This window comes from Sphingomonas sp. MM-1 (genome assembly GCF_000347675.2).
Lineage (GTDB): Bacteria > Pseudomonadota > Alphaproteobacteria > Sphingomonadales > Sphingomonadaceae > Sphingomonas_E > Sphingomonas_E fennica.
The window spans coordinates 3,121,165-3,135,628 of the sequence record NC_020561.1 but is presented as its reverse complement, the minus strand read 5'-3'; the positions used below and the strand labels follow the sequence as shown (position 1 = coordinate 3,135,628).

At 66.8% G+C, this 14,464-nt stretch carries 11 protein-coding genes; 1 reads left to right on the top strand and 10 read right to left on the bottom strand.

All coding sequences use genetic code 11. The features are described from left to right. Positions 1 to 9: 9 nt before the first annotated feature. The 10 genes from G432_RS15005 to G432_RS14960 form a co-directional block, all read right to left on the bottom strand. Positions 10 to 912, bottom strand: a complete 903-nt coding sequence (locus tag G432_RS15005; protein WP_015449374.1) for an ArdC family protein — start codon at positions 910 to 912, stop codon at positions 10 to 12. Between the two features lie 49 nt (positions 913 to 961). After that, positions 962 to 3,175 (bottom strand): phage integrase, encoded by a 2,214-nt coding sequence (locus G432_RS15000; RefSeq protein WP_015449375.1) that lies wholly within the window; start codon positions 3,173 to 3,175, stop codon positions 962 to 964. Next, complete coding sequence (locus G432_RS14995) at positions 3,172 to 4,962, bottom strand: hypothetical protein (protein ID WP_037465845.1); 1,791 nt, start codon at positions 4,960 to 4,962, stop codon at positions 3,172 to 3,174. Before G432_RS14995 ends, G432_RS15000 begins: the two co-directional genes overlap by 4 nt. Then, on the bottom strand, positions 4,959 to 6,308 hold the full coding sequence (locus tag G432_RS14990) for a tyrosine-type recombinase/integrase (RefSeq protein ID WP_015449377.1): 1,350 nt from the start codon (positions 6,306 to 6,308) through the stop codon (positions 4,959 to 4,961). The genes G432_RS14995 and G432_RS14990 overlap by 4 nt, the downstream gene beginning before the upstream one ends. A 157-nt stretch (positions 6,309 to 6,465) precedes the next feature. Beyond that, positions 6,466 to 7,215: an ArdC family protein gene (locus G432_RS14985; RefSeq protein WP_015459660.1), complete on the bottom strand. Its 750-nt coding sequence runs from the start codon at positions 7,213 to 7,215 to the stop codon at positions 6,466 to 6,468. A 154-nt stretch (positions 7,216 to 7,369) separates the two neighbouring features. Then, a complete protein-coding gene (locus G432_RS14980; protein ID WP_015459659.1) occupies positions 7,370 to 9,370 on the bottom strand; it encodes a ParB/RepB/Spo0J family partition protein in 2,001 nt (666 codons plus the stop codon). A 116-nt stretch (positions 9,371 to 9,486) separates the two neighbouring features. Next, entirely contained in the window at positions 9,487 to 10,560 is a 1,074-nt protein-coding gene (gene arsB, locus G432_RS14975; RefSeq protein WP_015459658.1) for an ACR3 family arsenite efflux transporter, read from the bottom strand. Continuing rightward, positions 10,553 to 10,960 carry an arsenate reductase (glutaredoxin) gene (arsC, locus tag G432_RS14970; RefSeq protein ID WP_015459657.1) on the bottom strand — a complete coding sequence of 136 codons (408 nt, stop codon included), beginning with the start codon at positions 10,958 to 10,960 and terminating at the stop codon, positions 10,553 to 10,555. The genes arsB and arsC overlap by 8 nt, the downstream gene beginning before the upstream one ends. Next, positions 10,957 to 11,427, bottom strand: coding sequence for an ArsI/CadI family heavy metal resistance metalloenzyme (locus G432_RS14965; protein WP_015459656.1), 471 nt, complete (start codon positions 11,425 to 11,427; stop codon positions 10,957 to 10,959). The genes arsC and G432_RS14965 overlap by 4 nt, the downstream gene beginning before the upstream one ends. Next, positions 11,424 to 11,777, bottom strand: a complete 354-nt coding sequence (locus tag G432_RS14960) for an ArsR/SmtB family transcription factor (RefSeq protein ID WP_015459655.1) — start codon at positions 11,775 to 11,777, stop codon at positions 11,424 to 11,426. The genes G432_RS14965 and G432_RS14960 overlap by 4 nt, the downstream gene beginning before the upstream one ends. A gap of 275 nt (positions 11,778 to 12,052) precedes the next feature. On the opposite strand from G432_RS14960, the gene G432_RS14955 reads away from it, so the two are divergent. Beyond that, positions 12,053 to 14,425 carry a heavy metal translocating P-type ATPase gene (locus G432_RS14955; protein WP_015459654.1) on the top strand — a complete coding sequence of 791 codons (2,373 nt, stop codon included), beginning with the start codon at positions 12,053 to 12,055 and terminating at the stop codon, positions 14,423 to 14,425. Positions 14,426 to 14,464 lie beyond the last annotated feature (39 nt).

The following is a 14,464-nucleotide window of genomic DNA, read 5'->3' as shown; positions in this document are numbered from 1 at the left end:
AGGTGCTGGTCATGCTGCCAACTCCTCGCGCTGGGGCTGCTGCGCCCACATCCAGTCGGCGGCTTGCTGGGCCTTGCTGGCGGCGGTGAAGATCGCCCGTGGATCTTTCTTCAGAGCACTGAGCCACGATGCCACATAGGCGGCGTGATCGGGGCGCGGATGATGGGCAATGCCGAGGTCCGCCAGGACGAACGATGCGGTGAGTTCGGCGCAGGCTTCTTCGATCGGCAGCCAATCGCGCTTGAACCGGTCCTGGAAGTTGCGGTCGAGCCGATGCTTTGCCCCTGTGGCGTGGCCGGACTCGTGCAGCAGGGTGCCCATGTGAGCGGCTGCATCGTGAAACGCCGAGAAAGGCGGCATGAAGATCTGGTCGAGATCGATGCGATAATGGGCATCGTAGGCGCCTTCGGTGATCGGAATGTTCAGCGCCGCGACGAATGCTTCGGCATGGGCGAGGCGTTCGGTCTCCGGCAATAGGGTGACCGGCGCAGGCTCATAACCTTCGACCTGCGCGAGGTTGAACACGGTGAAAGCGCGAGCGAACATACGACCGGGCCGCTGATCGCCATCGTCATGGTCTTGATCGACGTTGGACGCAGCCTGCTTCCAGAAAACGACTGTCGTGCCGCGTTCGCCCTTGCGAACCTGGGCGTCGACCGCCTGCCACTGCCGATAGGTGCCCCACAGGCCGCTGGCATAGCCGCTCACCTGTGCGGCCGCCCACAACGCGAGCACGTTCACGCCCCGGTAGCGCTTATGGGATGAGAAGTTCTCGGGCCGCGTGACGGCGGCGCCATCATGATGCCAGGGCATGCGCCAGGTGCCCGCGCCCGCCTCGATGGCGGCAATGATCTCGGTGGTGATGCGGGTATAAACGTCGGCGCGCTCGGCCGGCGCTGATGAGCGGGACATGTTCGATCTCCACGACGGGCGAAGCAGGCCTCTCCCGCTCCTCATCCCGTCACCCCATCTCCAGGCCCTCCTCTCCCTCTACCGCCGCCCGAAAGGGCGGCGTCGCGCCTTCAGGCGCGATCTGGGCCAGCACGCCCTCGATCCGGTCAACCTCGTGCTGGAGCGCTGCTCGTTGCAATCCAGGCAGGCGCTTCTCGCGCAGCAACATCCGCGCCTCGGTGGCGCTCCGCTCCCAGATGGGCCGGTGACGTTCGGCGATGCAGGCGTTCGGACAGCGGGTCGGTTCGCAAAGTGCTGTCAACGGCCGGTTCGCCGAGGAATCTGTCGCACGCTTGAGGCACAAGGCTGTTGCCGGATCGAAGAAGCAATCGGCCAGCGTGCCGACATGCAGGGTGCGGGCAAGGCTGGCGAGCATGGTGCGCAGACGGGACCGGTCGGCGATCATCGCTGGCAATGGGCTGAGTTGCGTGGCCGTCTCATCGAGGACGCGCTCGATGCGCCGGCCCGCTGGTCCGGAAAGGGAGGCCCCACCTCGCCGCCTGTCGAAATAATCGAGCAAGTCGTCGAGCTGGCCGAGTCCGCGCTGCGTCTCCACCTCGGCGCGGAACCCGGAGGCGCTGCTTCCTGCGTAGCCCTCGAAGGCGGCAACGGAGGCATGCTTGTACTGGATCATGCCAGCCACCGTTCCGAAGGGGCGGTTGGCGATATGCCATGCAATGGTGCGGCGAAACTGGCGGGTCGTAATCCGCCAGGGCTTGCCGTCCGGTCCTGGCGGAATAGCGGGCGCCTCGTCCGAACCGAACAGCGTGTTGAGATGGTCACGGTAGGCGTTGATCTGACGGACGATCTCCGCGGAAACGTGCGACTTGCGGCTCCGCGTCAGTGACAGCACGGGCCAGAGTGTATCAAGGCCGCGAGCGTCGGCCGCACGCTTGCACAATAGCTCGAGCACACTGATCGCATCAGCGACAGGAGCAATGGTCACCCACTCGGCCGGCGCTCCCCCGCTACCCTTGCCCTTGTAGGCGGTGGAACGCACGCGGTGCCGTGACACGACGCCATCCTCACTCCGCTTGAGGGTCAGGCATCCCCGACGCATCGCCTGCACCTCGCAATCGCGCATCCCGGTCAGATAAGCGCAGACCACATAGGCTGCCGCCTGCAGCATGCGCTCTTCGAGGATAAGGGACTTGGCATCGAAACGGGGCCGCCATGGTAAACCACGATCGGGATCAATCGAGATCGGCGTATCCATACCGCCAGGTTCGACGCCCATATCCGCGATGGCAGCTTCAATGAGATCGGAAGCACCGCCAGCGAGAGTAAGGTGCATCGCCGGTTCTGCGGCGGCGTCGACCCCGACGTGGAGATGGAGAAGCTGCACGTTGACGACTGGCATGGTCGTCCCGCTGGCCGGATCGATGGAGGCAGATCCGTTGGGTGGGCTTACCCAGACCGGTACGCCTCGGCCTTGCCGCGCGCGCGACCGGAAATAGCGCTGCAATCGCATCCGCTGCCGTTGACGACGCTCGGCGTGTGCCAGTCCCCGTTCGGCAGCAAACCAGCGGTCACGTTGGGCTTCGAGGCGATCAAGCTCACGCCGGGCCGCGAAAATATCCTGCGCGAAGACGGTGACATAGCGCAGCGACCAGGCCAGCAGCGGGGTGATGATCCCCTCGGGCATACGCGGTGTGCGGTTCTCCCGGACATGCCGATAGCCAGCGACGCGCGCAGGAGCCCGTCCTTCCCAAGGCTCAAACGACAGGCCGCCACCGGGAAGATGGTCGCGGTAATGGTATAGATCGATGATCACCTCGAGAAGGTGGCCAACGATGACGGGCCTCCTTGCGGGATCATCACGCAGATGGCGGGCATAAGCATCGATCAGCGCGGGATCGATGCGGCTAAGGTCGAGCACACCCAGTCGTCCGCGCGCAAAACCGAAGAAGCGCCGCGCCCGATTGAACGCTTGCCGGATACAGGCGGGCAATAGCTTCGGACGGTAGCCGGGGAGATCGACGTTGAGACGGGCATAGAGATAGGCGCGCATCGTCGCCTGCACATCGGCATGTTCAAGCACGTCGAAATGCACGGTGACATGGCAGCGCCGGGCGTTCTCGCGGAAAACAGCGGGTCCAAGATCCCAGCTCGGGTCACCGACACGCGACAGTGCCTCACGGGAATGGCCCGGCTTGAGCGGCACAATCGTCAACACGGGCCGATCATCGAACGCGAGCGCCGGGACATAGGCGGGGGCCGTCATGCGCGCGTCTCGGGCGGGAGATAGAGATGCTCGTCGGTTGCGCGCAGCCGCGCTTCGGCGACGACCGCATCGGAAAATGCTGGCAGAATCTGGTTGACTATCCGGGCATGAACCTGCCCGAACTTGGCCATCCAGTCAGAACCAGGCAGGCCCTGCCGTTGATCTTCGACGAATGCGAGGAAGGCCAGGATCGCGGGCAGCTTGCGCGCGGTGATGACAGCGTTGGGGCAATGGAGACACCCCCAGAAAGGCTGAGAACAGGGCGAACCAACCTCGGCGAAGGGACTGCGATGGAAGCCCGCACAAGCGGCGAGCCAGACATCCTGTTCGCCGTCGAGCAGCGGATCGACCGTATCTGGCGGCATCAGCGGCGCGGCCTGTTCGGGCCCTTCGCGCAGTGCCTGCTCCGCAGTGGGCGGGAGTATGGTCGGCATCGCAGCGGCGACCGCCTCGCGGAAGGCATCGGCGACCGCGGCCTCGTGCAGGGGCCGGAGCGAGGGTAGATCCGCGTAATGGCGCGCGGCGACCTCACGGCTATGCCCGACCGCGAACCGAGCCATATGCCCTTCGGTCTTGGTGTACCACAGCGCCTTGTGGGTCTTGCGAAGGCGGGAAAGCAGAAGGTAGAGCGGCTTGCCGTCGTCATCGACAATCCGGTGCCGAGCCACCCACGCATCGAGACGTTCGCGCGGATGACGAATACCGGCGTGCAGCCCGCCAGCGTTGTGGTAGACCCAGAGACAATCAGCGGACAGATGTTGGCGCGCAACTGCCGTGACCTCGATCAGCCGGCGGATAAGGCCACCTGGCGTGCCGATGCCGCCGTCGCGCACGCGCATACTCTTGTGCTCGGCAGCGCGGGCGCGTCGCTTCAGGTAACGCAACTCGACAGTGCCAGCGGATGGGTTGGCCAGGCAATCAACCGTCAACGCCTTCAAGCACTCGGGCTCCAGGCCAGTATCGAGCGAAAGTAGCACGAACAATGGGGGGATATCGGTGACGTGAAGATGATGGCGGCGATGCAGGTCATCGACCAGCGTGCTGATCGGCAGGCCGCGCCGTGCGCGCATGAAATAGAGGCTCTTCAGCGCGGGATGGTCTGCGACGATAAAGCCCTGCCGCGCGATGACCGCTTCGACTTCAGCGCGCGCCCTGGCGATGATCGGATCGCCCTCATCGGTGTGGTCGTCATCGGCGCCGAAACGGCGGAACATCGCTTCGATATCGGCCCTTGCGGCGTCGCGCAGTGCGCGAGCGACGAACGGACTGTAGGCATCGCGCGGGGTCGAGCGACCTGCCGAAGTGGCCAACGTGTAACGAAGCCGCTCATGCAGGTCGGGCGCGATCCGGTCGGGCCGATCTGCCTCCATCATGCGCAATGTGTTGATCACCTTGCCCACGATTATGTGCCGGTGGATCGCGCTCTTCCCGAGTCGCTCGAGCGTGGAGGAAAAACCATCGATATGGGCCGCGTGGAGATCACTGATGCCGGCCACCTTCGGCGCTTCGTCGGCAAGCCAGGCGAAGAAGTGACGATAGACCTGGAGATACTGCTTGATGACGCTGGCCGCACCGATTGATCCGCCGAGTGCCGCTGACCGATGGAGCGCGCCGGCAAAGGCAATGGCGAGCGGACGAGGCTCGAGCCCGGTCATATCGACCAGGACGGTCCCGCCATGCCGCGCCTCGATGGTGAACTTGAGGCCGAGCACCGGATCGGGCTGCACAGCCTCCGGGGTGATCGGAGCGAAAGCGACAGGCCGGCCCCTGCGGGGACGCCCGCTCATGCGCCCTGCGGTCCCGGCAGCAGCGCGAGTAGCTCCTCTACGGCTGCGTCGACCGTATCGGCGCGGGTCGCGATATGGTCGAGGTAGATATAGGTGGTCGTAAGGCTCGCGTGGCCGAGCAGGCGTTGCACCTGTTGCAGCGGGTCGCCCAAGATCAGCCGGTAGCTCTCTACCGCCCCCGCCGGCAATGCGGCTTCGCGTAGTCGCTGCTGGATCAGCAACGCGAGCATATGGACTGCGAAGGTGTGGCGAAGCTGGTGCGGGCTGATCGACAGCGGAAAACCGTTCTCCGCGCACCGCTTGCAGGCCCGAGTGAAGATCACCTCCCACGAGTTGGGACGGACAGGTTGCCCGACCTCGGTCAGCCATAGCGCCGCCGGCTCCCGGAGCGTTCCATCCTCATCACACAGGATCAGGCGGCATCGTTCCTCCGGGGTGCAGATATCCCGCATGCGGTCGAGACCGGCGCGAGTGACAGGGATCGGTCGCTCAAAACTGGCCGCGCCATCGCGCGCGGCAAACTTGGCAACGCCTGCGGCCCGTTCGACGGCGACATAGGCGGCGATCTGACGAAGCAGCCGGCGCGGGACCAGAACGCTGCGTCCTCGGTCGCCCTTGGTGAGCGGCGGCGGGAGAGGCAGCCAAAGTTGTTGTCCATCACCGTCTTCGCGGTCGATCGCCGTGAGCTCGGCAGCGAGCAGGCACGACGCCTCTTCGAGGCGCAGGCCGGTGGTGACGAGAAGATCGGCGAACAGCGCGTTGCGCAGCCCGTTCCGATCGCGCGCGCCAGGGCGCTCGGTGCCGTCAGGGGCGAGACCGCGCAGGCCGACCTCACGGAAAATGCGGTAGTCGTCCATCGGGACGAACCGAACATCCGACCGCCTCGCGACACGTTCATAGGCGTCGTTGCGCGCCGCGATCATGCCGCGACGGCCGCCCTGCGCCGGTCGCCACACGGCACGGCGGCTGAACGGCGCCTCGGCGATCAGCCCTTGCTGCTCGCCCCAGCGGTAGAGGCGATCGAGACTGGCGACGGCCCGGTTCCAGCTTGCCGCCGTGATCCGGTTATCAGCCTCGTCGCGGCGTCGCTCACGATGATAGGCGACCACATCGTCGCGGGTCGCAGTCCACACGGTCTTGCCAAAGGCATCGAGAAAGCGAAGCCAGACCGCGACATCGTAGGCACAGGCGCGAAGCGAGTGCCGCGAGCGGACGCCCGACAGCGGCAGGTCGAGAAAGAAGCGATCCAGATCGGGATCGTAAAGCGCGTCGTCGCGCAAGATCAGCGGCACATGCGCATCGAGACCCTTGGCCTCGCGACGCTCGCAGACAGAGATGATCGACATCAGCGCGAAACCCTCCCCCCGGACCCCCCACCCGGAAGCTGACCTCGCACCGTTGCGCCCTATGGCCCGTCAGTTATCAGGCTGGCCTCCGCCAGCTCTTGGGTCAGCGCTACGGCCAGCCTGATAACTGCCTACCGTCGGCGTCCATCACCACATCCTACTGCAAAGTGCCATGCGGTGCAGACTGTCCAGATAAGGCGACCAGCTCTTCGGCGGCGTAGGCCGCGGTGCCGAACCGGTTCTTGAGATCGCGGTCGAGGCGGCTGGCATGGCCGGTCCAGTGCGACAGCTCGTGCGCGAGCGTCGCATAATAGTGGTCGAAGCCGCCAAAGAGCTGCGCAGGCGGCATGGTGATGCGGTCCGCGATCGGCTCGTAATAGGCCTCGTCGCCCTGGTGGCGAAGCACGGCCGGAATGCGGGCAAAGAAAGCGTCAAGCTCCTGCTCCCTCCCGGCAGGCTCGACCAGCTCCAGCGCGGCGGCGGGATGGAATCGTTCGGGAAGGCCGTCGACCTGGTCGGCGTTGAACACGGGATAGGCCTTGAGGACGCGCCGGGATTCTTCGGCGGTTTCCCCGGGCTCGCCCGCTTCAACTTCCTTGGTGTAGCTCTTGTAGAAGATTGCGATGGTGGACTTCGCGCCCTTGCGCACCTGGCCCCCGAGCTTCTGCGCCTGGTTGTAGGTCATCCAGAACGGCGAGGTGTAGCCGCACATGTCGGCGACCATCCACAGCCAGAACACGTTCATGCCGCGATAAGGCGTGCCGCAGGCGCGCAATGGACGCGAAACGGCTACGCCGCGCCAGGGCTTGATCCACGGTCTGGTGCCGGCTTCGAGCCGCGCAACGATTTCCTGAGTGATGCGCGCAGCGGGCGACTGCCCGGCGCGGTCGGTCTTGCGAAAGGCCATGATGCGTCTCCTGATCCGGCCCGCGGGCGTGATCGCCACGCGAGGCCGCAAGCCGCAAAGCCCGCTCCGCTCTCTGCCCAGGAAGGAAGCGGCCCCCTGCCCGGAGGCAGGGGACCGCTTCACCGGAACGAGCGGCGTGCCTGTCAGGAGGAGGTCAGGCAGCCAGCTCGCGCGGGTCCTCCTGCCCGTCGCTCAAGCCGTCGGCGGGCGCGCCATCGGCCTCGTTCCCGGGCGAGGATGCCTGTTCGGGCTCGTCCGGCAGAGGGCTCGCGAAGCGCATGACCTCGGGCACCCAGGCGAGCGCGCGCTCGCGGACTTCGACCTCGGTGATGTAGGTTCCGGCGAAAACGCGCTCGGCGCTCATCGCGAGGTCGGCTTTCTTGACCGATGCGAAGCGGGAGGAAAGCTCCGTGCCGCCGACGTCGGCGAGCGCGTCGAGGATCACCTGCTTCGACACCCGATCGAAGTAATTGGCCGCGGTCGGACGCCACCATTGGGCCGTGTCGATGCCGATGAGACAGCCGAGATGGTCCTGGAATGCGATCCGCCTCTCGCCAGCCATGTTGAGGCTGGCCTCGAGCGTGCGCGCGACGACGAAGCCAAGCCAGGCGGCGCGGGATTCATCGGACAGCGCCCGGAAATGGTCGAACCGCGCCGACACGTCCTTGCCGGCCCGCCAGCTCTCGTCGAGCCCGGCCTTGAGCTCGGCCAGAGCCGCGCTCGCCGGGGCATCCTTGGCCTCGAAGCCGACGATGGGCCCGGCCGGCACCCCGCCGCGCAAGGTGGTCGACGCGCGCGAACGCCAGTCGTGCGTGTCGGCATCGGCGAGCGAGAAGACCAGCAGGTCGAGCGCCAGGCCAGGGTCGGAGGCGATGTGCAGCGACAGGATGTCGCGGCGCTGCATGGCGAGCTCGTCGACGAGCCGCTTTGACAGAGCCGAACGGCGCTTGCCTTCGCCTGCGTCAGCCGGAACGATCTCGATGCCCTCATCCTCGGCTCCGGCGGCGACGTGGCGTTCGCCATAGAAGACCGGCTGGAGCACCGGCGTGCCGTCGCGCGAGAGCGTGAGGATCATGCCTGCCTCGGCCTTGAGCTCGGGCGCGAGCACAGGGGGGCGGTTGCGAAGCTCCTGGCACTCGCGCTCGATCGCTTCGATCGCCGCTTCGGCCGCGGCCACGGCTTCCTCGGCGCTGTCCTCGTCCTCGACGATCGCCGCGTGCTCGTCCCAGGAGGCGTCAAGCGCCTCGAGGCGGGCAAGTTCGGCCTCGGTCAGCGGCGCCGGTTCGGCGGGAAGCCGGACCAGTTCGTCGACGAGGTCGTGGCTCGCGTAGGAGTCGAGCGTTGGCCGGACCCAGGCGAGGCCCTGCTCCGCGGCAATCGCCTTGGCCTGCTCTTCCATCTGTGCCTGGGCGAGACTTTCCAGAAGCGCCACATCGACCCAGGACTCGCTGTCGTCATCGTCAAACAGCTCGCGTTCGATGCGGCCGCCGGCCGCAACATAGGCATCGCGGCCGACGAGCCGGGCGCGCGGATCGCTGCCCCGCACGGTGCCCGAGAGCACCATTCGGCGAATGCTGTCCGGGCTCGGCGCGTAGTAGCCCGAGGAGGCCTGCTCGAAGACGCGGGCCTGAATCTCCTGATCGGACGTGGCGCCGAAGGCCTTGGCGATGTCGAGCGTAATCTCGCCGGCCGCGAGCGCTTCGAAGACGACAGGCGCAAGCTGGGCGAGGCGCAAGCGACCCTCGACGAAGCGTACGGTGAGCCCGAAGCGGCGAGCGACATCCTCGACGGAAACCCCGCTTTCCACGAGCGACGCGAAAGCCTGCGCCTCGTCGGCGGGGTTCATCGCCAGGCGGTGGAAATTCTCGGCGAGGCTGGTTTCGACGGCACTGTCGTCGTTCTCAAGGACTAGGCAGGTGACCTCATGCCCGCGCGGCAGGACCTTGTCGTCGACAAGGGCAAGCATCGCACGGCGACGGCGCTCGCCGGCCTCGACCTCGAACCTGCCCTTCGCGGCAGGACGCACGACGAGGTTCTGCAGAAGGCCGTGGGCGGCAATGCTGGCCTTCAGCTCGGCATCGGCGGCACAGTCGGCGTGCCGGCGGACATTGCGGGGCGACCGAACGAGCTTGTTCAGCGGAATCGTCTTGATCATGGACTGTCTCCTGATTGCGAGTCCGGCGCGTCGACTATCGACGCCCAGCGGGCTCGATCAGGGCAACAGCCCCCTTTCCTCTGCTCGATCGCATTGGATCGCGCAGAGGAGTGCGATCATGTTGAAGAAATGGGGGCTTGGCGCTCGTACCAGCCGCGCGTTCGCTTCACGACCGCGACGACTGACAGCATCACGGGTACCTCGACCAGCACGCCGACAACCGTCGCGAGGGCTGCGCCCGACTGCAGACCGAACAGGCTGATTGCGGCCGCGACCGCCAACTCAAAGAAGTTGCTTGCGCCGATCAGCGCGGCGGGGGCGGCCACACACCAGGCGACTCCGAACCGGCGGCTCAGCCAATAGGCGAGCCCGGCGTTGAAATAGACCTGGATCAAGATCGGCACGGCCAGCAGCGCGATGACGAGCGGCTGCGCGAGGATTGCCTCGCCCTGGAAGCCGAACAGCAGCACCAGCGTGGTGAGAAGCGCCACAAGCGACACCGGACTAAGGCGGCGGAGCAAGGCGTCGAGCGCCGCCTGACCGCCGGCGCGGAGGCGTTGGCGGCGGATGAGCTGGGCAACGATGACCGGCACGACAATGTAGAGCAGCACCGACAGCAGCAGCGTGTCCCACGGCACGGTGATCGAGGCGACGCCGAGGAGCAGGCCGACCAGCGGCGCGAAGGCGAAGACCATTATCAGGTCGTTCAGCGCGACTTGGCTCAGCGTGTAATGGGGCTCGCCTTCGCAGAGATTGGACCAGACGAACACCATCGCCGTGCACGGCGCCGCGGCGAGCAGGATCAGGCCGGCGATGTAGCTTTCGATCTGGTCGGCCGGAAGCAGCGGCCGGAAGAGCCAGCCGATGAACACCGTGCCGAGCAGCGCCATCGAGAAGGGCTTCACCGCCCAGTTGATGAAAAGGGTGACGCCCACCCCGCGCATGTGCTGGCGCACCTTCCCGAGGGCACCGAAGTCGATCTTCAGCAGCATGGGAATGATCATCAACCAGACGAGCAGCGCGACGGGGAGGTTGACCCGCGCCACCTCCGCCGCGGCAACGGCTGCGAACACGCCGGGGAGCGCCGCACCGAGCGCGACGCCGACCCCGATGCAGAGTGCCACCCAAAGCGATAGATAGCGCTCGAAGGTCGTCAGGGCGGGCTTCGCCGCGACAGTCTGGTCAGCCATTGGCGGGCACCACCTCGCCGTCTTCCTTGACGAAATCCGCCTCGAGCGGCCGGTCGAGGATCGACAGCACCTCCTCGGACGGGCGGCAGAGCTTGACGCCCTTCGGTCCCACGACGATCGGTCGGTTGATCAGGACCGGGTGCGCGATCATCGCGTCAACGAGCTGGTCGTCGGTGAGCGCCGGATCGTCGAGGCCCAGCTCGGCATAGGGGGTGCCCTTCTGCCGCAGCAAGTCGCGCGGGCCGATGCCCATGCCCTCTATCAAGGAGACCAGTTCCTCGCGGCTCGGCGGCGTTTCGAGATAATGCACCACCTCCGGCTGGGAGCCGGTGGCGCGGATCAGCGCCAGCGTGTTGCGCGAGGTTCCGCAGGCGGGATTGTGATAGATGGTCACGCTCATTTGCAGCAGGCCACCTGCGGTGCCGGCATGGCGGGGGCGCAGCAGGCGTTCTCGGCGGCGTTGCCGGAAAGCGCGCCGAGCGCAGGGCTGTCACCGTATACAGTCGCCTCGCCGTTGGTGAAAAAGGCTTCCCAGACCACGCCGTCGGGATCGGCGATCCAGCTCTTCTCGGCTTTCGCATAACAGCAGGTGGTGGCGCCTTCCTCCAGCACCGGACCATCAGCCGCCTTGAGACGGCCATAGACCTCCGCGAGCTCGTCGTTGCTCTCGACCTGGATGCCGAGATGCTCGATACCCTTGGCGGCATGCTGGCCCGACGAGATGGCAAAGTTCACGCGGGGATCGTCGAGCATCCACTTCGCGTAGTCGCTCTTCACCACGACGGGCTGCGCGCCGAACAGGGTCGAATAGAACGACATCGAGCGGTCGAGGTCCTCGACGCCGACATGCACGTGCAGACGCTTCATGCGGATTTCCTTTCGGGTTGGGTTTCAGGATTTTCGACGGCGCAGCCGGGAGTGGAGCCGCAATCGGCACCAGCGCAGCAATTCTCCATCAGGTAGTCGAGAAGATCGTTCATCGCGCCATAGTCGGCCCGGTAGATGATCGAGCGGTGCCGCCTTTCCTGAAGCACCAGCCCGGCCTTGCTCAGCTGCGCGAGATGGAAGGACAGCGACGAGTTCGGGACGCCCAAAGCGTCGGCGATGGCGCCGGCCGGCATCCCGTCCTCACCCGCTTGTACCAGCAACCGGAACAACGCGAGGCGGTGTTCCTGCGCCAGCGCTCCCAAGGCCGAGACTGCCGACTGTGCGTCCATTGGCGGGATCCTCTCTTTGACTTTCATCGAAATGAGGGTTCCGGTCCCTCACGTCAAGTCATTTCCATATTTATCGAATTGAATCGGCGAACCATAGATGCGGATCGGATACGGCTCCGAGCGGGAGCAGGCCGGCGCTCGGGCGTTGTGCCTTCGACAGCATCGCCGCCCGCGGGGACGTGGGCGTGTCACTCGTCGCTTGACTCCGTACCACGGTACGGAAGGTAAACTCGAGTCGTACTGCGAAATGCACGCCAAGCGACAGGAGCCTTCCGATGTCCCAGTGCCAGCACCACGACCATTCCCACCATCATGCCGGAGAGGCTGCCGCGGTCATGCGCGACCCCGTCTGCGGCATGACGGTCGATCCGCAGACCGCGCGCTACCGGCATGAGCTCGGCGGCCACGCCTACTTCTTCTGCAGCGAACGCTGCCTCGACAAGTTCAAAGCCGACCCGGACCGCTATCTGAACCCGCCGGAGCATGACCCGGCGGTGACAAACCCGGCCCTCGGCGCGCTGCCGCAGGCTGCCGAGGGGAGCATCTGGACCTGCCCGATGCATCCCGAGGTTCGCCGGGACGGGCCGGGCACGTGCCCGATCTGCGGGATGGCGCTCGAGCCGCTCGAGCCGGTCGCCGACGAAGGCCCCAATCCGGAGCTGATCGACATGACCCGGCGGTTCTGGGGCAGCGCGCTGCTCGCGGTTCCGCTGGTCGTGCTGACGCTCGGCGCGGAGGTGTTCGGCCTCGAGCTCCTGCCGATGCGCGCGTCGATGTGGGTCCAGCTCGCGCTCGCGACGCCGGTCGTGCTGTGGGGCGGCTGGCCGTTCTTTGAGCGCTTCTGGGCCTCGCTCAGGTCGCGCCACCTGAACATGTTCACCCTGATCGGCCTCGGCGTCGGGGTCGCCTACCTCTACAGCGTCGTCGCCGCGGTCGCTCCCGGGATCTTCCCGGAATCGCTGCGGACGATGGGCGGGCTGGTGCCGGTCTACTTCGAAGCCGCAGCGGTCATCGTGACGCTGGTCCTGCTCGGCCAGGTGCTCGAACTGCGGGCGCGCAGCGCGACTGGCAGGGCCATCCACGCGCTGCTCGGGCTGGCGCCCAAGACAGCGCGCCGGGTCGCGGCGGACGGCGCGGAGGAGGACGTCCCGCTCGAGCACGTCCAAGTCGGCGACCTGCTGCGCATACGCCCGGGCGAGAAGGTTCCCGTGGACGGCGTGGTCGTCGAGGGCCGCAGCTCGGTCGACGAGTCGATGATCAGCGGCGAGCCGGTCCCGGTCGAGAAGACCCCCGGCGACAGGATCACCGGCGCCACCGTCAATGGCACCGGCGGCCTCATGATGCGCGCGGAACGCGTCGGCCGCGACACGATGCTGTCGCAGATCGTCCGCATGGTCGCCGACGCCCAGCGCTCGCGGGCGCCGATCCAGGCGCTCGCCGACAAGGTTTCCGGCTGGTTTGTGCCGACGGTCGTGGCGGTCGCCGTGCTCGCCTTCATCGTTTGGGCGCTTGTCGGCCCCGAGCCGCGGCTGAGCCACGCGCTGGTCAACGCCGTGGCCGTGCTGATCATCGCCTGTCCCTGCGCGCTCGGCCTCGCCACGCCGATGTCGATCATGGTCGGCACGGGGCGCGGCGCCGGCGCCGGTGTGCTGGTCAAGAACGCCGAGGCGCTCGAGCTGATGGAGAAGGTCGACACGCTGGTGGTCGACAAGACCGGCACGCTAACGGTTGGCAAGCCCAAGCTCGTCGAGGTCGTCACCGCATCGGGGTTCGACCAGGCAGAAGTGCTCGGGCTTGCGGCGGCCCTCGAAAAGGGCAGCGAGCATCCGCTCGCGGCGGCCATCGTCTCCGGCGCCGAGGAACGGGGGCTCGAGCTCGCGCAGGCGGCCGAGTTCCAGTCCCACACCGGCAAGGGCGTGACCGGGAGGATTGGCGGGCGCGACGTCGCGCTCGGCAACCGGGCGCTGCTCGAGATGGTCGGTGTCGATGGAAGCGCGCTGGAGAAGGCGGCGGACCAGTTCCGGGCAGAGGGGCAAGGCGTGATGTTCGTGGCGGTCGACGGGCAGCTCGCCGGCCTGCTGGTCGTGGCCGATCCCATCAAGGACACCGCGGTCGAGGCGGTGCAGGCGCTTCGCCGCGACGGCGTGCGCCTGGTGATGATGACCGGCGACAATCGCCGGACCGCCGATGCGGTGGCCCGCCGGATCGGCGGCATCGACGAGGTCATCGCCGAAGTCCTGCCCGAGCAGAAGCAGGCGATGGTCGAAAAGCTGCGGGGCGAGGGCCGCCGCGTGGCGATGGCGGGCGACGGCATCAACGACGCGCCCGCGCTGGCCGCGGCCGACGTCGGCATCGCCATGGGAACAGGAACGGACGTGGCCATGGAGAGCGCTGCGGTCACGCTGGTCAAGGGCGACCTCGGCGGGATCGTGCGCGCGCGGCGCCTCAGCCGCGCGGTGATGCGCAACATCCGCGAGAACCTTTTCTTCTCGTTTGTGTTCAACGCCGCCGGTGTGCCGATCGCCGCCGGGATCCTCTATCCGTGGTTCGGGCTGCTGCTCAGCCCGATCATCGCTGGGGCGGCGATGGCGTTCAGCTCGGTGGCGGTCATCGGCAATTCGCTACGGCTTAGAAGCGTGAGGCTGTGATGGCGCCCTGCGGTCTACGAGCTGCGAGTGAGCGCGGGC